Origin of the sequence: Streptomyces sp. 549 (assembly GCF_030124175.1) — a bacterium.
Classification (GTDB): domain Bacteria; phylum Actinomycetota; class Actinomycetes; order Streptomycetales; family Streptomycetaceae; genus Streptomyces.
Map to the genome: position 1 here is coordinate 23075 of NZ_JASKMT010000020.1, position 22778 is coordinate 45852.

Consider the following 22778-nt stretch of genomic DNA (forward strand, 5'->3'; position numbering starts at 1 on the left):
AGGTTACCGACCGGTTGGGTGCTGACGCATCCGTCTGTCGACGGGGCCGAGTGCGCGAGCCCCCGCGGAACCGCGCGGTCCTGCGGTGCGGTGCCCGGTTCAGCGGCCCTGGAGCCGGGCGGAGGTGGCGCGGGCGGTGCCGAGGTTGCCGTAGAGCTGTGCGCCCGGGCACTCGGTGGCGAAGCCGTCCCGGTGACCGGAGATCGTCCGCATCGTCACCCTGGTGCCTGCCGCGTACTTGCCGCCGCCGGAGGTCAGCGTGGTGCTGCCGGCCGGGTTGGCGCCGTGCAGTCCGAGCTTCCAGGCGGTGAGCTTGGCGACCCCGTCGACCGCCGCCCTGGGAGGTGCGGTGGAGCCGTAGGAACCCAGCACCGCCACTCCCATGCTGTTGCTGTTGAAGCCGTAAGTGTGGGCCCCCATCACGGGTTTGGCCACACCCCCGGCACGGCCCTCGTAGATCGTGCCGCACTTGTCGACGAGGAAGTTGTAGCCGATGTCGCGCCAGCGCAGGCTCTTGACGTGGTACTGGTAGATGCCGCGGATGATCGAGGGCGCCTGCTGGCAGGTGTAGTTGTTGCTCATCGCGGTGTGGTGGACGAACGCCGCCTTCAGCGCGCCGGTGTACGCGAAGTTCTTCTCGCGCAGCCGCTCGTCGGCCTGCCAGCCCTTGCGGGTGACGATGCCGGGCCGCGGCCCGATGAACGGCCGGGACTGGGCGCCCTGCACACCCTCCGCCGCGGCGTTGGTGACGCTGCTGCCGGTGCCGGTGGCGGCGCCGGTGCCCAGTAGTTCGGCCTCGGTCTGCTCCTTGGTGAGCGGGGGGATGAGGTCGGCGCCGAGCGGGGCGAGTTGGGCGTTGGCGGCGCTGCTGGCCTCCGCCTCCGGAGTGAGGTCCGGCGGCGCCGCGACGCGGTCGGTGTCCGCACCGGCGGAGGCGTCGGCGGAGGCGTCGGCACCGGCGGAGGAGTCCGTCGTCCGGCCGTCGGCGTCCAGGTCGGCCGAGGCGCCGGCGTCGCCGGGATCGGCGGGGCCGGAGCCGGGGTCGATCAGCTCGACCCGCAGGCCGTCGGGCAGCTCCGCGCCGTCGCCGCCGTCCGGGCCGTCCTGGCCCGAGCCGTGGGCGTGCCGGTCGTCGGCGCCGCCGTGCTCGCCGTGCGGGGCCCGTTCGGGCAGTACCCGCACCTCGATGCCGTCGGCGTCGCCGACCCACATCGGGGCGGTGGCACCGCGGACGGCCCGCTCGGTGCGTTCGGGTGAGTCGGGGTCGGGTGCGTCGGCGCTGTGCGCCTCGAGTTCCTGCCAGGCGGACCACTCGCCGTCGGCGGCGGACCGGGTGCGTACCTGCACCTGGCCGTGCAGTTCCTGCGTCGCGTCCTCCCACACCACACCGAGCAGGGAGAACGGCGACACCTCACGGGCGGCCAGGCCGGTGGCGGCCTGCTGCCCTGCGGAGTCCCGGCTGGAGGTTCCGGATCGCGGGGACTGGTTGCCCGTGTCGAGCGGGGTGAGCGGGAGCGACTGGGTTCCGGCGGGGCGGCCGGTGTCGGACGCGAGGGCCGTCCCGTCCGCCGGTGCGGCGGGGTTGGCGGCGGCGGGCAGCGCCAGCGGTACCGCCAGGAGGGCCGAGCACACGACACCGATCGAAGAAGCAAGGATTCCACGCATGACAACAATCTGGACACATCGCGACATATCTGTCTAATCGCCAGCTGACTGGGCGTCGCCCTGACCCCGCGTCAGCCGCTTCCGCCGGGTCACCCGTCCCGCCCTCGCCTGCCCGGCGGCACGTACCCTGGCGACCATGACCGCCACCGACCGCACCCCTGCCGACCTGCTGCGATCCGCGCTCGCGACGGACCCGGCCCGCCCGCTGGTGACCTTCTACGACGACGCGACGGGCGAACGGGTGGAACTTTCCGCCGCCACCCTCGCCAATTGGGTGGCGAAGACCGCCAACCTTCTCCAGGACGAGCTGTCCGTCGAGCCCGGCGAGCAGGTCTCGCTGCTGCTCCCCGCGCACTGGCAGACGGCCGTATGGCTGCTGGCCTGCTCGTCGGTCGGTGCGGTCGCCGCCCCGCACGGCGACCCGGCGGACGCCGCCGTCGTCGTCAGCGGCCCCGACACCCTGGAAGCCGCCCGTGCCTGCCGCGGCGAGCGGGTGGCGCTGAGCCTGCGCCCGCTCGGCGGCCGGTTCCCGCAGCCGCCCGAGGGCTTCACCGACTACGCGGTGGAGGTGCCCGGCCAGGGCGACCACTTCACGCCGTGGACGCCCGTCGGCCCCGGCACCCCGGCTCTGCTGGTGGGCGGCGAGAAGCTGACCGGCGCCCAGGTGGTCGAGCGCGCCGCGGCGGACGCCCGCGAGCTGGGCCTGGACGCCGGCTCGCGCCTGATGTCGCTGCGCGGTTACGACGACTGGGCGGGGCTCTCGCACGGCCTGCTGGCTCCGCTGGCCGCGGGCGCGTCGGTGGTGCTGTGCCGCAACGCGGACCGGCTGGACGAGGCCGCGCTGGACGCGCGCCGGGAGAGCGAACGGGTCACCCGCACGGCCTCCTGACAGTGGCCCGCAACGGGCATTCGGCGCATGCTTGTCGTTCGGACCTGCCTGAAGGTCGCCAAGGTGGGAACCCGCTGTACAACCCTGCGCCGGTCTCGGGCGTCTCATGGGCTGCCGGGTCCGCACGCCTGTGCGTATGCGGGACCAGCACGCCGCCTGAAGCGAGGGATGGACGCAGCAGTGAACGACGCCGACGCCGACCCGGAGAGCGCTTCCGGGGGCCCGCACGACGGGCCGGGCCCGCACGAGAAGCAGGCCCCGGGGCGGCAGGCCGGGGCCTTCCGGCGCTTCACCGCCGGGCTGCGCCGGCACTGGATGCGCTGGACGGCGGTGGGCGTCGCACTGGTGGTACTGGTCGGCGCGGGAGTCGGCTGGACCCTGTACCGCAAGCTCGAGGGCAACATCACCACCGACGTGGGCACGGCGGAGGAGCTGGAGCGCTACGACGCCGAGCGCCCCGCCACGGTGTCCCACGAGGCGAAGAACATCCTGGTGCTCGGCTCCGACACCCGCGCGGGCGGCAACCGCAGGTACGGCCAGGACAGCGGCACGGCCCGTTCCGACACCGCGATCCTGCTGCACCTGTCGGCGGACCGGACCAACGCGACCGCGGTGTCCATTCCGCGCGACCTGATGGTCACCATCCCCGACTGCGCCCGGCCCGAGGGCGGGCGCACCAAGGAGCAGTTCGCCCAGTTCAACTGGTCGTTCCAGTTCGGCGGGGCGGCGTGCACGATCCGCACGGTGGAGAAGCTCACGGACATCCGCGTCGACCACCACGTGGTGGTCGACTTCAAGGGCTTCAAGCGGATAGTGGACTCGGTGGGCGGCGTCGAGGTGTGCCTGGACGAACCGGTGTCCGACCCGGACGCCCAGCTGGAGCTGCCCGCGGGACGGCAGACCCTGAAGGGCGAGGACGCGCTCGGCTACGTGCGCGCCCGGCACGGCATCGGCAACGGCAGCGACACCCAGCGCATGGCGCGGCAGCAGGAGTTCCTGGCGTCGCTGTTCGGCAAGGTACGCAGCAACGGCGTGCTGATGAACCCCGCGAAGCTGTACCCGGTGCTGGACGCGGCGACCTCGTCCATCACCGCCGACGCCGGCCTCAACTCGCTGACCGAGCTGTACGAACTGGTGCGCAGCGTAAGGGACATGCCGGAGGAGAACGTGCGGTTCATGACCGTGCCCCGGCAGCCCTACGCGCAGAACCCCAACCGCGACGAACTGGTGCAGCCGGACGCCGACCGGCTGTTCGCCCAGCTGCGCAACGACAAGCCGGTGCAGGGGGACGAGGATGACTCCGCCAGCGGGGCGTCGGACGGTCAGGAGCCCGGCGGCGGGACGTCCGGCGCCGGGGAGGCCGACGGCGAGGGGCGGGCGGCGCCGGGCGACACGGTGGACGACCGGCCCGACGGGGCCCGGTACCGGGCGGAGCACGGCGCTGCGGGAACGGCCGCCCGCACGGTGACGCAGAGTTGCGGGTGAGCGGCACGCGGTGAGACCGGGGAGGCCGCTGTGCACGAGAAGGGACGAGTCGGGGCGAATCATTGGGCACTTGACGTGGATTTTGTCACCGTCCGTGGCTTCTCGCTGATCCGGACGGATAGTGTGAGCGCTCAACCGACCGCCCGACTGCCCGGCGCGCTCCGAGGGGAGAGACGCGGCCCGGCACAACGGAGGACTCACTCGACGTGAACGCGCAGGGCCGTGGGCACGCGGGAGACATCGATCCCGCTGATCAGTGGGTGTTCAATCCGGACACCGGCAGCTACGAGCTGCGCCTTCACCCCTCCCCCGACGTCCCGTCGGGTGCTGCCGAGCCGCGCGCCGCGGCGCGCAGAGCCGCCGGTGGCGGCGGCACCGCCTCCGCCGTGCGGCCCTCCGAGACGACCGAGGCGCCGGCCGCGCCCGGCAGGCGGGCGGAGCCCGGCGGCCGGGTGCCGGGGCAGCGCTCCCGGCGGGCGGACGCGGGCGGGCCGCCGAGCCGCCGCCGCAAGCCGAAGGCGAAGGAGGCCGGCCGGCGCCGGCTGCTGGTGTGGGGCGGCGGCGCGCTGGCGCTGCTGCTGGTGGGCGGCGGCACGGCCGTCTACCTCTACGTCGAGCACCTGAACGCCAACATCGACAAGGTCGACGTCGGCATCAACAACGGGGCCACCACGGACGGCCCGGTGAACATCCTCATCATCGGGACCGACGCCCGCACCGGGGAGGGCAACACCAAGTACGGCGACCCGGACAGCCTCGGGCACGCCGACACCACGCTGCTGCTGCACGTGTCGAAGGACCGCTCCAACGCGACGGTGCTGAGCATCCCCCGGGACATGCGGACGAACATCCCGAACTGCCCGGTGAAGGCGGAGGACGGCTCCGAGAAGGTGATCCCCGGCGAGCAGGACGTGCGCTTCAACGAGAGCCTCGGTCAGCGCGGACGCGACCCGGGCTGCACCTGGCGCACGGTCGAGGAACTCACCGGCCTGAAGGTCAACCACTTCATGATGGCGGACTTCAACGCCGTCAAGACGCTGTCCAGCGCGGTGGGTGGCGTCGAGGTGTGCGTGGCGAAGGACATCGACGACAAGAAGTCGCACCTGAAGCTCACCGCCGGCACGCACCGGGTGCAGGGTGAGCAGGCGCTGGCCTTCGTCCGCACCCGGGACGCCGTCGGCTTCGGCAGCGACCTGAGCCGGATCGAGCTTCAGCAGCAGTTCCTGGGCTCGATGTTCCGCGAGATGAAGGACAGCAAGACGCTGACCAACCCGTCGAAGCTGATGGGCCTGGCGGAGGCCGCCACCAACGCGCTGACGGTGGACACCGGGATCGGCTCGGTCAAGAGCCTCGCCGAGCTGGCGCGCGACCTCCAGCGCGTCAACCCGAAGAACATCACCTTCGTGACCGTGCCGGTGTTGGACAACCCGAACGAGACGGTCAAGGCCACCGTCGTGCTCGACCAGGCGAAGGCGGCGCCGCTGTTCCAGATGATGCGTGCCGACAAGTCCCTGGCCGGCACGAAGGAGAAGAAGAAGAGCACCGGCGGCGAGAAGGTCGAGGCGGTGCCCGCCGCCGAGGTGCGGGTGGACGTCTTCAACGGCGGCGGCCCGCTGGGCGCCGCCCAGCAGACCGTCACCTGGCTGCAGAACTCCGAGGGCGTGCCGCTGTCCACCAACTCGGGCAACGCCGGGCAGAAGCAGGACGAGACGACCCTTCAGTACCGTCCCGACCAGGCCGGGCAGGCGAAGACGCTGGCCCGGCTGATGGGCCTGCCCAAGTCGGCGTTGAAGAAGCAGGCAGCGGACGAGGGTGACGCCGGCGGCAAGGTGCCTATGGTCCTGACCCTGGGCGGTGACTTCGTCGCCGCCGGGACCCCCGTGGAAGCACCCGACAGCACACCCGAAGGTGTGCAGAACATCAACGGGGGGGACAAGAACGTGTGCGCCAAGTGAGTCGGACGCGTACGGAAAACGGGGAGAGACCGGTGCGACAGCACACCATCGACGGGGAGAGCGGTCGCCGCGCACCGGCTTCCGAAGGCAGGACCGGACCGCCGCGCCAGCGCGGCGCGGCAGACCCGCGGCACGGGGGCGCCGGAGACTCCGGGGACGAAGCCGGGGAGAGCGGTGACGGCGGCGGGGACGGCAGACGCGGCGGGGGCGGCGGGCCGCATCCGCGCAAGCGACGCGCGTTGCGCTGGACGGCGGTGGTGCTCGCGGTGCTGATACTCGGCACCGCGGGAGCGGGCTTCCTCTACTACCAGCACCTCAACGGCAACCTCACCAAGGACGCCCTGCACCTGGGCGACAACAAGCTCGACCGCAACAAGCCCAACGCCGTCGGCCAGACGCCGCTCAACATCCTGCTGCTGGGCTCGGACAGCCGCAACAGCGACGAGAACATCCGGCTCGGCGGGGCGAAGGCCGACCGCGACCGGCCGCCGCTGGCCGACGTGCAGATGATGGTGCACGTGTCGGCGGACCGCAGCAACATGTCGGTGCTGTCGATACCGCGCGACACCCGGGTGACCATTCCCCGCTGCACCGACCCGGACTCCAAGAAGACGTACGAGCAGCGCACCGACAAGATCAACGCCAGTCTGCAGAACGGCGGCCCGGGCTGCACGGTTGCCACCTGGGAGGAGTTGACGGGCATACCCGTCGACCACTTCATGATGATCGACTTCACCGGCGTGGTGGCGATGGCGGACGCCGTCGGCGGTGTGCCGGTGTGCGTGGACGCCAACGTCCACGACCCGCAGTCGGGGCTGCGTCTGGAGGAGGGCGAGAGCAAGGTCAGGGGCGAGCAGGCACTCCAGTGGCTGCGCACCCGGCACGGCTTCGAGGACGGCAGCGACCTGGGCCGCGCCAAGGCCCAGCACATGTACATGAACGCGATGGTCCGCGAGTTGAAGGCCGGGACGAAGCTCACCAACCCGCGGAAGCTGCAGGCCCTGGCCGAGGAGGCCACCGCCGCGCTGACCGTGGACGACGGCCTGGACACCGTCACGAGGCTCTACGACCTGGGCAACGACATCAGGCGCGTACCGGCCGAGCGCATCACCATGGCCACCATGCCGTGGGTGTACTCGCCGGGCGGCAGCTTCGTCCTGCCAAAGGAGGGCGACGCGGAGAAGGTCTTCTCGATGATCCGCCACGACGTCGCGCTGGACGGCAAGGACGCGAAGAAGCCCGCCGCCGAGGCCTCCCCCGAGCCCAGCGACCCGGCGGCGGCCCCGGAGGAGATCGACGTGCGGGTCATGAACGGCACCCGCACCTCGGTGCAGGCGCCGGTCAGCGGCCGGGCGAGCGCCGTCAGCTCCCGCCTGCAGAACGAGGGCTTCAGCCGGGCGTTCACCGACCGCACGCCGCGCTCGCAGTGGGACACGGTGGTCCTCTACCCGCGGGCCGACCTGCGCGGCGACGCCCAGGCGGTGGCCGACGCGCTCGGCCTGCCCGAGCGCGCGGTCAAGCACGCCGGGGACGAGAGCGGCGTGACGCTGGTCGTCGGCGCCGACTGGCGGGAGGGCACGGCCTATCCCGGTTCCGGGGGCGGTCAGTCCGGGCAGTCCGGCCAGGCAGGGCAGTCCGGCCAGGAGAAGGGGGCGGCGGCGCCCGAGGACGACGGCAAGGCGCCCGACAGCCTGGACGCGCTCACCGGGGACGACGACTCCGTCTGCATGAAGGTCAATCCGGCCCACACCTGGTGACCGGCCGGCGGCGAAGCCGGCACGTGAGCCGTCGTCAGACAGCTGCTCCGCAGGGGCGGTTGACGGCCGGTCAGCCGGCGACCGGCTCCCGGCGACTGGCGATGACCGTGCGGGCCAGCTTGCGCGGGCTGGTGAGGTAACCCCAGCCCCACGACATGTGCATGGTGGCCAGCGCGACCGGGATGCGCACCCGCGCGCCGACCGGCAGCCCGCGCCCGGCGGGCAGCGAACCGGCCGTGATGGCGGCCAGGTAGCCGCCGGGCAGCACCAGCGCCCAGGGGCTGAACACGGCGCCGGCCACCAGGCCGGCGCCGACGGCGAGCACGGCGGCGGGCGGCGCCAGGTAGCGCAGGTTGATGGACCCGGCGTGGTAGCGGGCCACGACGTGCCGCCAACGCCCGTAGTTGCGGTACTGCTTGGCGAGCGCGGCGACGCTGGGCCGGGGCCGGTAGGAGACGAGTAGCTCCGGTGAGAACCAGATGCGCCCGCCGGCCGAGCGGATGCGGTAGTTCAGCTCCCAGTCCTGGGCGCGGATGAACTCCTCGTTGTAGCCGCCCTGCTGCTCCAGCACCTCGCGGCGGAACACCCCCAGGTAGACCGTCTCCGCCTCGCCGGCCGAACCACCCGTGTGGAACGCGGCGTTGCCGACACCGATCCTCGACGTCATGGCGGCGGCGACGGCACGCTCCCAGTCGTTCTCGCCCTCGGCGTGCATGATGCCGCCCACGTTGGCGGCACCCGTCTCGTGCAGCAGCCGGACTGCGGTGGTGATGTAGCCGGGCGAGAGCATGCCGTGGCCGTCCACGCGGACCACCACCGGATGGCGGGAGGCCTTGATCGCGGCGTTGAGACCGGCGGGCGTGCGCCCGGTGGGGTTGGGCACGGTCTGCACCCGGCGGCTGCCGGTGGCCGTCTCGGCGACCAGTTCCGCGGCGATGCGGTCGGTGTCGTCGGTGGACGGCCCGAGCGCGATCACCACTTCCAGCTCCCCCGCGTAGTCCTGCTCCAGGATGTGCCGGACCGAGGTGCGCAGATAGCGCTCCTCGTTGAGTACCGGCATGATCACCGAAACGGCGGGAACGCTTTCGAGCGGATTTGCTGCTGAGGTCACCCGGTCACGTTACCGCTAACGGGCGACGCGCCCGCACGGCACCAGGGACAGCCGGTCGTATGGACTTATTGTGCCAATAACGTCCGTTCTTTCCCCTTCTGCCGCAGAGGTGTCGTTGTGCCCTCACCGCCCCGGCCGCGTCCGCCCGCCCGCCGAACGCCCCGCTGGGGACTGCGCGTCTCGGCCGTCACCGCGGCGGTCGTGCTGGCCGTCAGCGGCTTCGGGCACACCATGGTCAGCGGCGTCGGGGCGCAGATCGACCGGGTGGACCCGTTCAAGGACCTCGGCGACCGACCCGACACCGGCAAGGGCCGCAACTTCCTCGTCGTCGGTCTCGACAACCGCGACGGCATCTCCGACGAGGACAGGAAGACCTACAAGCTCGGCGGCGCGCCCTGCCGCTGCACCGACACCATGATGCTGGTGCACGTCTCGGAGGGCGCCGACCGGGCGAGCATCGTCAGCCTGCCCCGCGACTCCTACGCGACCGTGCCCGCCCACGTCCACGAGGCCACCGGCGAGCGCCGCCCCGCCAGCCGCCAGAAGCTCAACGCCGCCTACGCGCAGGGCGGGCCGAAACTCACCGTGCGGACCGTGGAGCAGATGACCGGCGTGCACGTCCACCACTACCTGGAGGTGGACTTCACCAGCTTCATGCGGACCGTGGACGCACTCGGCGGTGTGCCGGTCTGCACGGTCCGCCCCCTGAAGGACAGCTACTCCGGGCTGGACCTTCCCGTGGGCACCACCAAGCTCAACGGCGGCGAGGCCCTGCAGTACGTCCGGGCCCGCTACGTCGACGGTGCCGCCGACCTGGGCCGGATGCAGCGGCAGCAGCGGTTCGTGGCGTCCGTCATCGACCGCGCGACGAGCAGCGGCGTGCTGATGAACCCGGTGCGCCTCCAGGAGGTCGCCTCGGCGATGCTCAGCTCGGTACGGGCCGACCACGGCTTCGGCTCGGAGGAGATGCTGGCACTCGGGCAGGCCATGCGGGACTTCTCGCCGTCCTCGTCGGAGTTCGCCACCGTGCCCATCGGCAAGGCCAAGCACCAGGTGCCCGGCATCGGCGAGACCGTGAAGTGGCACCCGCAGAAGGCCGAGAGGCTGTTCGCCGCGCTCCGCGAGGACCGGCCGCTCGCCCCGCAGCGCCCCCAGCGCAGGAAGAGCCGCGCGACGGGAGTGGAGGTCGCCCCGGAGAACATCCGGGTGCAGGTGGACAACGGCACCGGCACCGCAGGGCTCGGCCACCGCGCCGACGAGCAGCTGCGGGCTACCGGCTTCCGCACCACCGGCATCCCCGGCAACGCCGCCGAGCAGGACGTGGAGAAGACCGTCATCGACTACGACCCTCGCTGGGACCGCTCGGCCCGCTCGCTGGCGGTGGCACTGAACGACGCGGAACTGCGCGAGGTCAAGGGGCAGGGGCCGCTGATGAAGGTCACGCTCGGCCAGGACTTCCGCAAGGTCAGGCCGGTCCGCGAGGGCGAACCGGAGGCGGACCCGACGACCCCCGGCGGCGTCGCAGCCGTCAACGGCGACGACGTGACCTGCGCCTGAGTCGGGGCGGGACGGGACGGGCTGAGCCGGGGCGGGCCGTCAGACGACGCCCAGGACGGTGGCCAGCGGCAGTGCGACCGGGCTGCCCGCCGGGCGGGAGAGGTGCAGTTCGGTGTGCAGCCAGCCGGCGGCCTCCCGCCCGGCGGTGCACCTGCCCGCGTCGGTGAGCGCCGCGACCGTGTGCCGCTGCTCCTCCGCGTCGACGAAGCGCCGGTGCGGGTAGGTGCCCGGGGTCCGGTGGGTGACGAGGCCGTGCCGGGCCAGCGCGTCGGCGACCGGCCCGTAGGGCACGGTGCGCGACACGAACGCGGCCACCCAGACCGGGCGGCGAGCGGCGGCGAGCAGCCGGTGGAAGGTCCGGCCGGTGAACCGGCCGACGGCGTCGGTGACGGTGATCAGGTCGACGCCGCCCATCGCCCTGGCCAGCTGCGGGCTCGGTTCGCGGGCTTCGAGGTCCTCGGCGAAGGCCAGGTCGAGCAGGGACGCCTCCCGGGCGTAGTCGACCGCGTTGCGGGCGGTGTCCAGGCCGATGGTCCGCGCGGCCGCGGTGAGGCGCCGCCCGGCGTAGAAGGCCCGGTCCCGAGCCGCCAGCTCGCGGCTGCTCAGCCCGCTCAGCGCCGGGTCGGTGTAGCGCGTGCAGAGGTCGTGCAGGGTGACGTCGTGGCGCAGCAGGGCCGCGTTGACGCCGTAGGAGCAGCCGACGTCCAGCACGGTCGGCGGCCGGTCCCGCAGCCCGGCCGGCTGGCCGAGCAGGTTGCGCAGCCGCCGGAAGACCTGCTGCGCGTGGTGGGGGCTCTGGTGGCCCAGCGGGTGCAGCCGGTGGAAGTACGGACGCGGGTCGGGCCGGTCGCACACGTCGTCGTGGCGCCACTCGGTGGCGGGGTTCGCGGGGTTCGCGGGGTTCGCGGGATTGGCGGAGGTGGCGGGGGTGGGAGCGGCGGGCGTGGCGGACGTGCGGAGCATCTTCGGTACCTCGCTGTCGCGATCCGGGTACGGAGTGCCACCTCTACCCGTCCTGCCGCGATCGCGGTACTGCGGCCCGCCTGATCCGGCCACCGCCCGGCCCTGCCCTGGGCCCGGGCCGCCCCGGCCCACGGCTCAGTCGGTGAGGCCCTCCGCCTGCCGCCGGTCGCGCAGTTCCTTGATGGCCCGGCGCCTGGCCAGCCGGTGGGTACGGCGGATCTGCGCCTCCTGGTAGCGCCGCCGGTCCCGCTCGGTCTCCGGCACGACGGGCGGCACCGACCGGGGCTTGCCTTCCTCGTCGACCGCGGCGAACACCAGGTAGGCGGTTCCGACCTGGGTGGCGGGCGTCGACTCGTTCCAGCGTTCGGCCAGTACCCGCACGCCCACCTCCATGGACGTCCGGCCGGTCCAGTTGACCTGGGCCTTGACGTGCACGAGGTCGCCGACCCTGACCGGTTCGAGGAACACCATCTCGTCCATGGACGCGGTGACGGCCGGGCCGCCGGAGTGCCGGCCGGCCACCGCGCCGGCGGCGTCGTCCACCAGCTTCATGATCACACCGCCGTGGACGGTGCCGAGGAGGTTGGTGTCGCTGTGCGTCATGATGTGGCTCAGCGTGGTGCGCGAGGCAGCCGTGGGCTTGCCGGGAAGATCACTTTCCCGGGCGGGTGAGACAAGGTCGGTCATAGCTCCACCCTAAGCGGGGCCAAAATGCATCAGCTCTGCAACAGCAATGCCGCGATGTGACGGCTTCTCTGTGTGCGAGGCCGTTCGACCAGGCACACTTCCGTCCATGACTGACTGGCCCGAGGGCAACCGCTACGGACAAGGCGCAGGCGCCGCGCGCCCGGAAGGGCCCCGCGCCATGCGCACGGTGCGCCCCGGCGAGGCGTCCGTCCCCCCGCAGTCGCGGGGCGGCTACGACCCGTACGGCGGTCACGCCCCGGACGGCGGGCCGGGCGGTCACGGCTACAGCCAGGGGCAGGTTTACGGCGGCGGCGGTGGCCGGCGCGGCGGACGGGGGGACGGCGTGCGGACGGCACCGGACTGGGGACGGCGGATAAAGGTCGGCGCGATCACACTCGTGCTGGTGCTGCTCGTCACCACTGTCGGCACCTACTTCTGGGCCGACTCCAAGATGCGGCGCGAAGTGGACCTCAGCAAGGTCGAGGAGCGTCCCGAGGGCGGCAAGGGCACCAACTACCTGATCGTCGGCTCGGACAGCCGCGAGGGGCTGACCCGCGAGGACCAGAAGCGGCTGCGCACCGGTTCGACCGACGGCAAGCGCACCGACTCGATGATGCTGCTGCACGTCGGCAGCAACGGAAACTCCATGATCAGCCTGCCGCGCGACTCCTGGGTGACGATCCCCGAGTTCACCGGCTCCTCGTCCGGCAAGCGCATCCCGGCGCAGCAGCAGAAGCTGAACGCCGCGTTCTCCATCGAGGGCCCGGAGCTTCTGGTGCGCACCGTGGAGTTCAACACCGGCCTGAAGATCGACCACTACGCGGAGATCGGCTTCGGCGGATTCGCCAACCTGGTGGACGCGCTCGGCGGTGTCGAGATGTGCTTCGACAAGCCGGTCAAGGACAAGAACTCCGGCGCCGACTTCGCCCAGGGCTGCCACGACCTGGACGGCGCCCAGTCGCTGGCCTTCGTCCGCAACCGGTACAACGCCGAGGGCGGCGACCTGGGCCGCACCAAGAACCAGCAGAAGTTCCTCGCCGCGCTCGCCAACGAGAGCGCCACGCCCGGCACGGTGCTCAACCCCTTCAAGCTCTACCCGACGATCGGCGCGGGCCTGGACTCGCTCATCGTCGACGAGGACATGAGCCTGTTCAACCTGCTGTCGATGTTCTGGGCGATGAAGGGCCTCTCCGGCGGCGACGGCGTGCAGATGAACATGCCGGTCACCGGATCGTTCACCGCCCCCGGCGGCCAGAGCGCGCTCAAGTGGGACATGCCCCGGGTGACGCAGCTGATGAACGAGCTGAAGAACGACGAGAAGGTGACGGTCAAGCCGGACTGACCGGCACCGGCGCCGGCCAGTACCGGCGGCGGACGGCCGACAGCGGACGGCCGACGGCCCCGGCGACCTCGTGGGAGATGAGGTCGCCGGGGCCGTCCGTGCGGGGCCGGGCCGTCAGGTCGAAGGACCGTCGGCCCGCGAGGGAGCCGTCAGGCCGTGGTCTCCGGGCGGCCGGCGTCCGCCCACAGGGTGTGGAAACTGCCCTCGCGGTCGGTACGCAGGTAGGTGTGCGCGCCGAAGTAGTCGCGCTGCCCCTGGGTGAGGGCGGCCGGCAGCCGCTCGGCCCGCAGCGTGTCGTACGCGGCCAGCGCCGCGGAGAAGGCCGGGGCGGGCACGCCCTGGCGGGCAGCGGTGGCGACCACCTCGCGCCAGCCCTCCTGTGCGCCGCCGATCTCCTCGGCGAACACCTTGTCGGCCAGCAGGCTCACCAGGTCGGGGGTGGCCTCGTAGGCCGCCCGGATGCGGTCCAGGAACGCGGCCCGCACGATGCAGCCGCCACGCCAGATGGTGGCGACCGCGCCCAGGTCGATGTCCCAGCCGTACTCGCGGGCGGCGTCGATCATCATCTTCCAGCCCTGGTCGTAGGCGATGACCTTCGACGCGTACAGGGCCTGCTCGACCTGTGCGGTGAAGCGCTCGGCCGCCGCCCCGTCCAGTGCCTGCCGCTCGCCGCCCGGCAGCCCCCGGTAGGCGTCGCGCAGGCCCGTCTGGCCGGACGAGGACCGCGCGAAGACCGCCTGGGCGATCGCCGACACCGGTGAACCGAGGTCGAGGGCGGTCTGCACCGTCCAGCGCCCCGTCCCCTTCTGCTCGGCCCGGTCGGCGACGACGTCGACGAACGGGCGGCCGGTGGCGGCGTCGGTGTGGGCGAGCACCTCGGCGGTGATCTCGATCAGGTAGGAGTCGAGGCGGCCGGTGTTCCAGGTACGGAAGATGTCGGCGATCCGGGCCGGCTCGTAGCCCGCCACGTTCCGCAGCAGGTCGTACGCCTCCGCGATGAGCTGCATGTCGGCGTACTCGATGCCGTTGTGCACCATCTTCACGAAGTGCCCGGAGCCGTCCGCGCCGATGTGCGTGCAGCACGGCTGCCCGTCCACCTTGGCGCTGACCGCCTCAAGCATCGGCCCGAGCGCCGCGTACGACTCGGCCGAGCCGCCGGGCATGATCGACGGCCCATGCAGCGCGCCCTCCTCACCGCCGGAGACACCCGCCCCCACGAAGTGGATGCCGCGCTCGCGCAGGGACTGCTCACGGCGCCTGGTGTCGGCGAAGTGCGCGTTGCCGCCGTCGATGATCATGTCGCCCGCTTCGAGCAGCGGCGCGAACTCCTCGATGACGGCGTCGGTCGGCTCGCCGGCCTTCACCATCACCATGAGCCGCCGGGGCCGCTCCAGAGCCGCCACGAAGTCCGCGGCGCTCTCCGCCGGGACGAAGGTGCCCTCGTGCCCGAACTCCTCCACCAGCGCCCGGGTCTTCCCGGCGCTGCGGTTGTGCACGGCGACGGTGTAGCCGTTCCGGGCGAAGTTGCGGGCCAGGTTGCGGCCCATCACCGCGAGGCCGGTGACGCCGATGTGTGCGGTCCCTGTCATGGTGCGTACTCCTTGGCTCACTTGAGTCCCTGCTCTGTGCCGAGCCCCCACCGGCCGCGATCACACGGCACCTGCCCGGCTTCCGCCGTGACAGGTCCGTGATCCGCGGGGGTCAGCGTAACCGCAGGCCCGCCGGTGTTCAGGGAGAACAACCGTTCACGCGCAGGAACTTCCCAGCGGGCCGTGCCTCGGGCGGCCGTGCCGGGGATGGGGCCGGAGGCGACCGGGAGGTGACAGCGCCACGGCACCGCGCGGGATACTTCACACCTGCGGCGGCTGGTTCTTCGGCATCGCCGGGGGTTGGGCGGGGGTCCTGAATATGAGCGGGGGGGGTTCTGAACATGCGTGTGCCCGGAATGACCGGGGTGCGCTTCTGTACCGTGGCCTGCATTCTGTGGGCGTCGGCGACCTGGGTCATGGGTGTCGCGGTAGCACTGGGGCGGTCATGCCTGAGCGTGGTCGTAGGGCAGCCGCCATGGACGTGGGTTGTTCTCGCCCTGCTGATCCTCCGCCCGTTCTCTCCGTGGTTCGTGCCAGGTGCCTCCACCGGTGGGATTCCACCGTCTCGACTCGGCCGTGCCGATCGAGTCCTTTCCTTCACGGGCGCGTTGACAATGACACTGGTTGGCCTGGGTACGCTCGGTGTACTCATTCCCATGGACGGCGTCTCGCGCACAACCGACGAGCGCATGGACTCGCTCGTCTCCATGGTCAGCTCCCCCCTGTTCTTCTGCCTTCTCGCGCTCATGGCTCTCTACTACCGGTTCTCTCCCCTCGCCTGGCCACGATTCCGCAAACTGCGCGCCCACCGCGTACCGCAATTCCATGGGCGCCCCAGCAGCAGCCGCGGAAGCGAGTGGCAACCCGCGAGAAGGGGGACGTAGGGCGATGGGAAACTCGACCAGATCGACATGGCTGGACGTCGGTTCTTCGGTGCGGGTGGCGTGGGCGGCGTTCTCCGTTCTCATGGGCGGCGCCGTCGCCGAAGGAGCCGGGCCCGCATATCTTCTCCATGGATTCCACTGGTCCGTCTACGCCGCCCTCGGCGTGCTCGTGGCGTTGCAGATCACCGTGGGCAGAGAGCGCATCGGATTTCCCGTCCCGAAGGGGTTCCACTCCTCCCCGACCTGGGGTTCCAGGGCTTCGTGGCTGTTCTTCTGGGTCGCGGAATCTCTTCTGATTGCCGCCGCCATCGGCGCGCTGAAGAGTTCCCCCCTGGGAGCCGCAGGCGGGGGCATCGCGGCTTTGGTGCCCACCTCGAACTGGACGGTCACCTACCTCGGCGGCGTCGCCGTACTGACCCTTTTCTGCTTCACCTGGCCGAGTCGCGTCAGCACCCACGTGGGTATCTGAGGGATGTCCCGATCGTTTACTCAGGATGGAGTTTCTTCAATTGTCGGCATACTGGCTCTCGGTCATGCGCAGAGTGTCGCTGCATGCGGTGGCCTTCGGCGTGCTCGCCGGCGGCACAGCTGCAACCATCGTCCTGCTGCACGACAGCGACGCATGGAGCGAGGCAGCTTCGTCCGCGACCACAGGCATTCTTGCCGGTTACGTGTTGTTCTCCGTTCTGATCTCGTCAGCAGAAACGGTGAGTGCGTCCTGGGTCGCCAGACGCCATGGGGGTGCTCCCACCGGCGAAATGATGGAGTACCCCTGCGTGCGGGAGGTCCGTATCCGCAGGCAGGGTGACGAGACGGCTTCCGCCATCGCTGATGAGGCTCTGCACTGCCTGCGAGCGGCTGACGGAATGCGCTTCAAGCAGGTCACCGAGATCGAGAACGGCCTGTCCGTCAGCGGTTCAGGTACGCGTGCGGCCGCCCGCATGGACGTGGTCTCTGAAGGGTCGGAAGTGGTCATCACCCTGGAGACCCGGCCTCCGTGGCGCTGGAAGAAGCTCGACGGGGGTGCGAGTTGGGGCGTGGCGCGCGACTGGGAGACCCGCGTCCGCTCGACCCTCCGCCCGTCCTCGGCTGGCTGATCCGCCCCACTGCGAGCAGCACGGCACTCCGAGCAGCTGCGACCCGGCGTCCCGCCCCAGTCCGGCGCCCGGCGCCGCCGCCGGGCGCGGAGACGGACCGCAGGACGGGACGGACGGCAGGACGGGACGGACGGCAGGACGGGACGGGGCCAGGGACCGGGGGTCAGGGGCGGCGGTCAGGAGACGGTCAGGGGGCGACGCAGAGGCAGAAGGGGTGGCCGGCCGGGTCGGCGTAGACGCGGAAGTCCCGTTTGCCGCCGTCGTCGCCCTCCAGCAGCTTCGCGCCTAGCGAGAGCACGTGCTGCTCAGCCTCGTCCATCTGCTCGCGCGGCACGTCGAAGTCGAGGTGCAGTTGCTGCGGGCGGTCCGTCGAGGGCCAGACCGGCGGCTGGTGGTTCTCGGCACGTTGGAAGGCGAGGGCGCGGCCATCGGGCCCGTGCAGTTCCGCCCAGTCGTCCAGCTCGGAGCCGAAGGGCGCCTCGGCCAGCTCCCAGCCGAGGACCGCTCCGTAGAACCCGGCCAGCGCGCGGGGGTCGGGGCAGTCCAGGACGGTGACACCCATGGTGATGGTCGCCACGGTGTTCTCCTCTCGCGGAGTGGCTGCCCCGAGCGGTCCGCGGACCGTCCGGCGCGGGGCCGTCAGGCCGTGGGCCGTCCCAGGGCTCGGAACGTCCAGCCTGCCTTACGCCACAGCTCGGGGTCGAGCGCGTTCCGGCCGTCCAGGAGGTGCTTCACCGAGACGGCCTCACCGAGCCGCTCGGGGTCCAGCTCGCGGAACTCCCGCCACTCCGTCAGGTGCAGCACCACGTCGGCGCCGCCGACCGCCTCCAGTGCGCTGTCCGCGTAGGCGAGGGTGGGGAAGATCGTCTGGGCGTTGCGGTTGCCCTTGGGGTCGTAGACCGTGACCTGCGCGCCCTGGAGGTGGAGCTGGCCTGCGACGTTGAGCGCCGGCGAGTCGCGGACGTCGTCCGAGTCCGGCTTGAAGGTGGCGCCCAGCACGGCGATGCGCTTGCCCAGCAGCGCCCCGCCGACCGCGTCCCGGGTCAGCTCCACCATGTGGCCGCGGCGGCGCATGTTGATGGAGTCGACCTCGCGCAGGAAGGTCAGCGCCTGGTCGGCGCCCAGCTCTCCCGCCCGGGCCATGAAGGCCCGGATGTCCTTCGGCAGGCAGCCGCCGCCGAAGCCGATGCCGGCCCGCAGGAACTTGCGGCCGATGCGGTCGTCGTGGCCGATGGCCTCGGCCAGCTTCACCACGTCGCCGTCGGCGGCCTCGCACACCTCGGCCATGGCGTTGATGAAGGAGATCTTGGTGGCGAGGAAGGAGTTCGCGGCCGTCTTGACCAGTTCCGCCGTCGGGAAGTCGGTGACGACGAACGGCGAGCCCTCCGCCAGGGGCTGCGCGTAGACCTCGCGCAGCAGCCGCTCGGCGTGCTCGGATCGCACACCCGCGACGATCCGGTCCGGGTGCAGGGTGTCCTGCACGGCGAAGCCCTCACGCAGGAACTCCGGGTTCCAGGCCAGCTCCACGTCGGTGCCGGCCGGGGCCAGCTCGGCGAGGCGCTTCGCGAGGCGTGCGGCGCTGCCGACCGGGACGGTGGACTTGCCGACGACCAGCGCCGGGCGGTTCAGCAGCGGGGCCAGCGACTCGAAGGCGGCGTCCACGTACGACATGTCGCAGGCGTACTCGCCGTGGCGCTGCGGGGTGTTCACGCAGACGAAGTGCACGTCGCCGAACTCGGCGACCTCCGGGTAGGAGGTGGTGAAGCGCAGCCTCCCGCTGGAGCCCTCCATCCCGGCCACGTGCCGGCCGAGCAGTTCCTCCAGCCCCGGCTCGTACATCGGGACCTGGCCGCGGGAGAGCATCTCGACCTTCTCCGGGACCACGTCCAGGCCCAGCACCTCGAAGCCCAGCTCGGCCATGGCCGCCGCGTGCGTCGCACCGAGGTATCCGGTGCCGATCACTGTGATCCTGGGGGCCATGGGGGGTACTCCTGAGAGGTGAGCGGTTGCTGCTCGCGCAGCATAACCGGGCATGCCGCGCACCGGTTGTGCGCGGCTGTCGGCAAGCTCACGTATCGGAAGCGGCCCCTCCGGCCTAGAATCAGGTTACTTAACGGTAGTTAGCAACGTCTGGGGAGTGAGTCACCGTGGCGGGAGCCGCAGAATTCGACCTGTACCGGCCGTCCGAAGAGCACGACATGCTCCGGGACTCGGTGCGCTCGCTCGCCGAGGCGAAGATCGCCCCGCACGCCGCCGAGGTGGACGAGGAGGCCCGCTTCCCGCAGGAGGCCCTCGACGCGCTGGTCGCCAACGACCTGCACGCCGTGCACGTGCCCGAGGCCTACGGCGGCGCCGGTGCCGACGCGCTGGCGACCTGCATCGTCATCGAAGAGGTCGCCCGGGTCTGCGCCTCGTCCTCGCTGATCCCCGCCGTGAACAAGCTGGGCTCGCTGCCGGTGATCCTCTCCGGCTCCGAGGAGCTGAAGAAGAAGTACCTGAGCCCGCTCGCCAAGGGCGACTCGATGTTCTCCTACTGCCTGAGCGAGCCGGACGCCGGCTCGGACGCGGGCGGCATGAAGACCCGTGCGGTGCGCGACGGCGACTTCTGGGTGCTCAACGGCGTCAAGCGCTGGATCACCAACGCCGGCGTCTCCGACTACTACACGGTCATGGCCGTCACCGACCCCGACAAGCGCACCAAGGGCATCAGCGCGTTCGTGGTCGAGAAGGACGACGAGGGTGTGTCCTTCGGCGCCCCGGAGAAGAAGCTCGGCATCAAGGGCTCCCCCACCCGCGAGGTCTACCTCGACAACGTGCGCATCCCCGCCGACCGCATCATCGGCGCCGAGGGCACCGGCTTCGCCACCGCGATGCTGACCCTGGACCACACCCGCATCACCATCGCCGCACAGGCCATCGGCATCGCCCAGGGCGCGCTGGACTACGCCAAGGGCTACGTCACCGAGCGCAAGCAGTTCGGCAAGCCGATCGGCGACTTCCAGGGCGTGCAGTTCATGCTCGCCGACATGGCGATGAAGCTGGAAGCCGCCCGCCAGCTCACCTACGCGGCAGCGGCGAAGTCCGAGCGGGTCGCCCAGGGCGGCGCCAAGGAGGACATCACCTTCTTCGGCGCGGCAGCCAAGTGCTACGCCTCCGACGCCGCCATGGAGATCACGACCGACGCCGTCCAGCTGCTCGGCGGCTACGGCTTCACCCGTGACTACCCGGTGGAGCGCATGATGCGCGACGCGAAGATCACACAGATCTACGAGGGCACGAACCAGGTGCAGCGGATCGTCATGGCCCGGAACCTTCCGTAACGGGTCTCGCCGCTCAACGGCCGTTCCTGATGGCTCGCGGGTCCCGGTCAGCGCGGAGCGTGACCAGAATGTCGACGGTTCCCCTCGCTCTGTGTCGCGGTCGGCCAACCCCCGGCGTGAGCAGGACCGCGCCACGGCCGTACAGATGAACCAGAGAACGCCCCTGCCGTTCGCGGCAGGGGCGTTCGGTTGTCGGTCAGCGTCGCAGGCGGTCACTCGTCCTTGGGTGGGATCACGAATCCCCGCGACGGCCCCGGACCGGTTTTCTCCTCCGGGAACATGGCAGCCACAGATGCCAGCGCATCAGCCGTCACGTCCCGGCGTCTGGCCGGGTCGGCCGTGTCGTACACGCGCCATGGCCCAGCTGTGTTCTCGAGGTCCTCCGGTGCGACCACACCCGGGATTCCCAACTGCCGCAGCACGGCGTCGACTTGCCGGGCCTGCTCAGCGTCCACGCTTCCGCCTTCCCTCTGCTTGCGGCCAGCCCAAGGACTGTCCACCACCCGAGCAGTGCGAAGCGCACTTGCCCGGGTTGATCGGCCCACAGCCGCCGGGCTTGGGCGTGTGGGAGCAGTTGGCCGCCACCGGCACCGGGGCCTTGGTCGGGCCCGTCCACAGTTCACCGTCCACGGAGTGCCCGGCCTGCTCGATGACGGCCACCGTACGCGTGAGCGCACGTTCGTCGTGCCGCTCCGCGTCGGGACGTTGGGATCGGCCCCGACACCGACCGGGACCACTGTCCCACCGTGTGGGCGGACGCAGAAGCACAGGAGATCCTGTTGCAGGGATGGAAGCCTGCCCCCGAGACTCTGGCGAACTGCGAGGCGAGCAGCCCAGCGAATGGTCCGGTGCCCGCCAGCGAGGCCATCGTCAGGATTCCCGCCCGGATGATTCCGATGATCAGGGAGGCATGCGATGCCGTCGAGCGTGCCCAGCTTCGCTGAGCTGCTTGGCCAGTGCGTGCGGTCCGCCGTCCACCTGGAGTTGCGCGACTCCTACGCCGCCGCGGACCGGTTCGAGGCGTGGAAGCGTGGGGAGCGGATCAACTGGGAGGACCTCGAGTCCTGGTGGCATCCCTACGACCAGTTGATCGCCGACACCGTCGCCAGGGGCGTGGTGATCCGGCGAGCGCGGGTGGTCTCCGAGCCGGTGTCGGAGTACATCCGCTGGGAGCACTACGTCACTCACGCCAACGTCACGGCAGGGGAGCAAGTCCGCTGGCTGCCCCGGCGGCGAGCCACGACCATCCCCCTGCCCGGCAACGACTTCTGGCTGTTCGACGACAAGCTGCTGCGGGTCCACCACTTCTCAGGTGGCGGCGTGGTGGTGGAGGACGAGATCACGGCCGCCCCGGAGGCGGTGAAACTGTGCGCGGCGGCGTTTGAAACGGTCTGGGAACGAGCGATCCCGCACCACCAGTACAAGGTCTGACGAAAGCCAGCTCCATGCCCCCGGACCCCCCGTCACGCGTTCAGAAGGCCCGCGAAGCCCTGGCCGGCCGTCTGCGTGAGATCCGGAAGGACGCGGGGATCAGCGGGCGGGAGCAGCCCGCTCCCTCATCGCGGAGGCGGTGGCATCCCTGGGCTGACCGGGGGTGGCGGCATCCCGCATACAGCAGCAGCTCAACGCCCTGATGACCGAGAACGGGGTCCTGCCGGTGCCACCGGAGGAGGCTGCCGGGCTGACTGCACGCCTGCGTTCGCGGCCGTTGCAGTCCAGGGCCGGTAACGACTCCGTCACAGATTGCTGCCCAGGCGGCGGGCAGTGCGCGGCGGCGTCACCATCGGCGCATGGGAATCCGACGTGTCTGTGCCGTGCCGATGCTGGTGGCGGCTCTTGCCCTGTCCGTCGCCGCCTGCGAGGTCTCCACGGACGACCCGGAGGGCAGTCCGCTGCCGGGCTCGTCCTCACCGGCGGAGCCGGACGGGTCTTCCGACGGCTCCCCCGGCGACGCCAAGAAGTCGCCTGCCGCCGAGGCGGAGCTGCCCGACCTCGTCGGAATGGGCTTGCAGTCGGCGCAGGACACCGCGCAGGAGGCCGGGTTCGGCCGTCTCACCTCGCACGACGCGCTCGGCCGGGGGCGTGCCCAGGCGTTCGACCGGAACTGGAAGGTGTGCTTCCAGGATCCCGCTCCGGGGACGCACCCGACTGACGGCACCGTCGACATGGGGACGGTCAAGCTCGACGAGCAGTGCCCGGAGGAGGACCGGAAGCCGGAGCAGGCCAACGGCAGCATGCCGGAGTTCAAGGGCAAGTCGGTCCGGGCGGCCCGGCAGGCCCTGGACTCCTCCACGAGCATCGAGGTGCAGGACGCGACCGGCGAGGAGCGCATCACGCTCATCGAGTCCAACTGGCGGGTCTGCTCGCAGGAACCGAAGGCGGGCACCGAACTGACCGGCCAGCCGGTGACGTTGCGCGCCGTGAAGTTCGAGGAGAAGTGCCCCTAGAGCAGCGGGCCCAACCACAGCACAGAGGGG

At 71.3% G+C, this 22778-nt stretch carries 20 protein-coding genes and 1 pseudogene; 13 read left to right on the forward strand and 8 right to left on the reverse strand.

All coding sequences use genetic code 11. From position 1 onward, the window contains the following. Window positions 1-99: 99 nt before the first annotated feature. The gene (locus QNO07_RS20320; protein WP_283993637.1) at window positions 100-1665 is read right to left on the reverse strand and encodes a peptidoglycan recognition protein family protein; all 1566 of its coding nucleotides are present in this window, start codon (window positions 1663-1665) and stop codon (window positions 100-102) included. Window positions 1666-1801: 136 nt separating this feature from the next. On the opposite strand from QNO07_RS20320, the gene QNO07_RS20325 reads away from it, so the two are divergent. From QNO07_RS20325 to QNO07_RS20340, 4 genes are all read left to right on the forward strand, one after another. Next, complete coding sequence (locus QNO07_RS20325; RefSeq protein WP_283993638.1) at window positions 1802-2554, forward strand: TIGR03089 family protein; 753 nt, start codon at window positions 1802-1804, stop codon at window positions 2552-2554. A 168-nt stretch (window positions 2555-2722) separates the two neighbouring features. After that, on the forward strand, window positions 2723-4039 hold the full coding sequence (locus tag QNO07_RS20330) for an LCP family protein (protein ID WP_349636858.1): 1317 nt from the start codon (window positions 2723-2725) through the stop codon (window positions 4037-4039). Window positions 4040-4245: 206 nt separating this feature from the next. Beyond that, the gene (locus QNO07_RS20335; RefSeq protein ID WP_283993639.1) at window positions 4246-5994 is read left to right on the forward strand and encodes an LCP family protein; all 1749 of its coding nucleotides are present in this window, start codon (window positions 4246-4248) and stop codon (window positions 5992-5994) included. A 32-nt stretch (window positions 5995-6026) separates the two neighbouring features. Then, window positions 6027-7751: an LCP family protein gene (locus QNO07_RS20340; protein ID WP_283993640.1), complete on the forward strand. Its 1725-nt coding sequence runs from the start codon at window positions 6027-6029 to the stop codon at window positions 7749-7751. Between the two features lie 70 nt (window positions 7752-7821). Here the strand turns inward: QNO07_RS20340 and QNO07_RS20345 are convergent, their stop codons facing one another. Beyond that, entirely contained in the window at window positions 7822-8862 is a 1041-nt protein-coding gene (locus QNO07_RS20345) for a glycosyltransferase family 2 protein (RefSeq protein ID WP_502961894.1), read from the reverse strand. 117 nt (window positions 8863-8979) lie between these two features. Between QNO07_RS20345 and QNO07_RS20350 the strand changes: the two genes are divergently transcribed. Then, window positions 8980-10419 carry an LCP family protein gene (locus QNO07_RS20350; protein ID WP_283993641.1) on the forward strand — a complete coding sequence of 480 codons (1440 nt, stop codon included), beginning with the start codon at window positions 8980-8982 and terminating at the stop codon, window positions 10417-10419. 39 nt (window positions 10420-10458) lie between these two features. Here the strand turns inward: QNO07_RS20350 and QNO07_RS20355 are convergent, their stop codons facing one another. Continuing rightward, the gene (locus QNO07_RS20355) at window positions 10459-11382 is read right to left on the reverse strand and encodes a hypothetical protein (protein WP_283993642.1); all 924 of its coding nucleotides are present in this window, start codon (window positions 11380-11382) and stop codon (window positions 10459-10461) included. A gap of 135 nt (window positions 11383-11517) precedes the next feature. Further along, window positions 11518-12069, reverse strand: coding sequence for an acyl-CoA thioesterase (locus tag QNO07_RS20360; protein WP_283993643.1), 552 nt, complete (start codon window positions 12067-12069; stop codon window positions 11518-11520). A gap of 106 nt (window positions 12070-12175) precedes the next feature. Here QNO07_RS20360 and QNO07_RS20365 point away from each other — a divergent pair, with 106 nt between their 5' ends. Continuing rightward, a complete protein-coding gene (locus QNO07_RS20365) occupies window positions 12176-13411 on the forward strand; it encodes an LCP family protein (RefSeq protein WP_283993644.1) in 1236 nt (411 codons plus the stop codon). A 149-nt stretch (window positions 13412-13560) separates the two neighbouring features. On the opposite strand, the gene gnd is transcribed toward QNO07_RS20365, so the two are convergent. Further along, the gene (gnd, locus tag QNO07_RS20370; protein ID WP_283993645.1) at window positions 13561-15000 is read right to left on the reverse strand and encodes an NADP-dependent phosphogluconate dehydrogenase; all 1440 of its coding nucleotides are present in this window, start codon (window positions 14998-15000) and stop codon (window positions 13561-13563) included. A gap of 888 nt (window positions 15001-15888) precedes the next feature. On the opposite strand from gnd, the gene QNO07_RS20375 reads away from it, so the two are divergent. Further along, on the forward strand, window positions 15889-16353 hold the full coding sequence (locus QNO07_RS20375) for a hypothetical protein (protein WP_283993646.1): 465 nt from the start codon (window positions 15889-15891) through the stop codon (window positions 16351-16353). 25 nt (window positions 16354-16378) lie between these two features. Next, window positions 16379-16981: a hypothetical protein gene (locus QNO07_RS20380; RefSeq protein WP_283993647.1), complete on the forward strand. Its 603-nt coding sequence runs from the start codon at window positions 16379-16381 to the stop codon at window positions 16979-16981. A gap of 187 nt (window positions 16982-17168) precedes the next feature. Here QNO07_RS20380 and QNO07_RS20385 read toward each other — a convergent pair whose 3' ends face one another. Together QNO07_RS20385 and QNO07_RS20390 are read right to left on the reverse strand one after the other, a co-directional pair. Further along, on the reverse strand, window positions 17169-17558 hold the full coding sequence (locus QNO07_RS20385; protein WP_283993648.1) for a VOC family protein: 390 nt from the start codon (window positions 17556-17558) through the stop codon (window positions 17169-17171). A gap of 62 nt (window positions 17559-17620) precedes the next feature. Beyond that, a complete protein-coding gene (locus QNO07_RS20390; protein ID WP_283993649.1) occupies window positions 17621-18961 on the reverse strand; it encodes a UDP-glucose dehydrogenase family protein in 1341 nt (446 codons plus the stop codon). A gap of 167 nt (window positions 18962-19128) precedes the next feature. Between QNO07_RS20390 and QNO07_RS20395 the strand changes: the two genes are divergently transcribed. Continuing rightward, on the forward strand, window positions 19129-20301 hold the full coding sequence (locus QNO07_RS20395) for an acyl-CoA dehydrogenase (protein WP_283993650.1): 1173 nt from the start codon (window positions 19129-19131) through the stop codon (window positions 20299-20301). A 212-nt stretch (window positions 20302-20513) separates the two neighbouring features. Here QNO07_RS20395 and QNO07_RS20400 read toward each other — a convergent pair whose 3' ends face one another. Further along, window positions 20514-20756: a hypothetical protein gene (locus QNO07_RS20400; protein WP_283993651.1), complete on the reverse strand. Its 243-nt coding sequence runs from the start codon at window positions 20754-20756 to the stop codon at window positions 20514-20516. Between the two features lie 255 nt (window positions 20757-21011). Between QNO07_RS20400 and QNO07_RS20405 the strand changes: the two genes are divergently transcribed. The 4 genes and pseudogenes from QNO07_RS20405 to QNO07_RS20415 all read left to right on the forward strand — a co-directional run bounded on the left by QNO07_RS20405 (window position 21012) and on the right by QNO07_RS20415 (window position 22748). Beyond that, window positions 21012-21245 carry a hypothetical protein gene (locus QNO07_RS20405; RefSeq protein ID WP_283993701.1) on the forward strand — a complete coding sequence of 78 codons (234 nt, stop codon included), beginning with the start codon at window positions 21012-21014 and terminating at the stop codon, window positions 21243-21245. Continuing rightward, window positions 21217-21732, forward strand: a complete 516-nt coding sequence (locus QNO07_RS20410) for a DUF6879 family protein (protein WP_283993652.1) — start codon at window positions 21217-21219, stop codon at window positions 21730-21732. The genes QNO07_RS20405 and QNO07_RS20410 overlap by 29 nt, the downstream gene beginning before the upstream one ends. A gap of 14 nt (window positions 21733-21746) precedes the next feature. Then, a pseudogene (locus QNO07_RS27735) lies at window positions 21747-21845 on the forward strand (transcriptional regulator); the annotation flags it as partial. Window positions 21846-22091: 246 nt separating this feature from the next. After that, window positions 22092-22748 carry a PASTA domain-containing protein gene (locus tag QNO07_RS20415; protein WP_283993653.1) on the forward strand — a complete coding sequence of 219 codons (657 nt, stop codon included), beginning with the start codon at window positions 22092-22094 and terminating at the stop codon, window positions 22746-22748. Window positions 22749-22778 lie beyond the last annotated feature (30 nt).

Bases quoted from the DNA above. Each gene is read 5' to 3' on its own strand.
- QNO07_RS20380 (WP_283993647.1), top strand. From the start codon at position 16,379: ATGGAGTTTCTTCAATTGTCGGCATACTGGCTCTCGGTCATGCGCAGA.
- QNO07_RS20325 (WP_283993638.1), top strand. From the start codon at position 1,802: ATGACCGCCACCGACCGCACCCCTGCCGACCTGCTGCGATCCGCGCTC.
- QNO07_RS20365 (WP_283993644.1), top strand. From the start codon at position 12,176: ATGACTGACTGGCCCGAGGGCAACCGCTACGGACAAGGCGCAGGCGCC.
- QNO07_RS20330 (WP_349636858.1), top strand. From the start codon at position 2,723: ATGGACGCAGCAGTGAACGACGCCGACGCCGACCCGGAGAGCGCTTCC.
- QNO07_RS20320 (WP_283993637.1), bottom strand. From the start codon at position 1,665: ATGCGTGGAATCCTTGCTTCTTCGATCGGTGTCGTGTGCTCGGCCCTC.
- gnd (WP_283993645.1), bottom strand. From the start codon at position 15,000: ATGACAGGGACCGCACACATCGGCGTCACCGGCCTCGCGGTGATGGGC.
- QNO07_RS20375 (WP_283993646.1), top strand. From the start codon at position 15,889: ATGGGAAACTCGACCAGATCGACATGGCTGGACGTCGGTTCTTCGGTG.
- QNO07_RS20360 (WP_283993643.1), bottom strand. From the start codon at position 12,069: ATGACCGACCTTGTCTCACCCGCCCGGGAAAGTGATCTTCCCGGCAAG.
- QNO07_RS20410 (WP_283993652.1), top strand. From the start codon at position 21,217: ATGCCGTCGAGCGTGCCCAGCTTCGCTGAGCTGCTTGGCCAGTGCGTG.
- QNO07_RS20415 (WP_283993653.1), top strand. From the start codon at position 22,092: ATGGGAATCCGACGTGTCTGTGCCGTGCCGATGCTGGTGGCGGCTCTT.
- QNO07_RS20390 (WP_283993649.1), bottom strand. From the start codon at position 18,961: ATGGCCCCCAGGATCACAGTGATCGGCACCGGATACCTCGGTGCGACG.
- QNO07_RS20355 (WP_283993642.1), bottom strand. From the start codon at position 11,382: ATGCTCCGCACGTCCGCCACGCCCGCCGCTCCCACCCCCGCCACCTCC.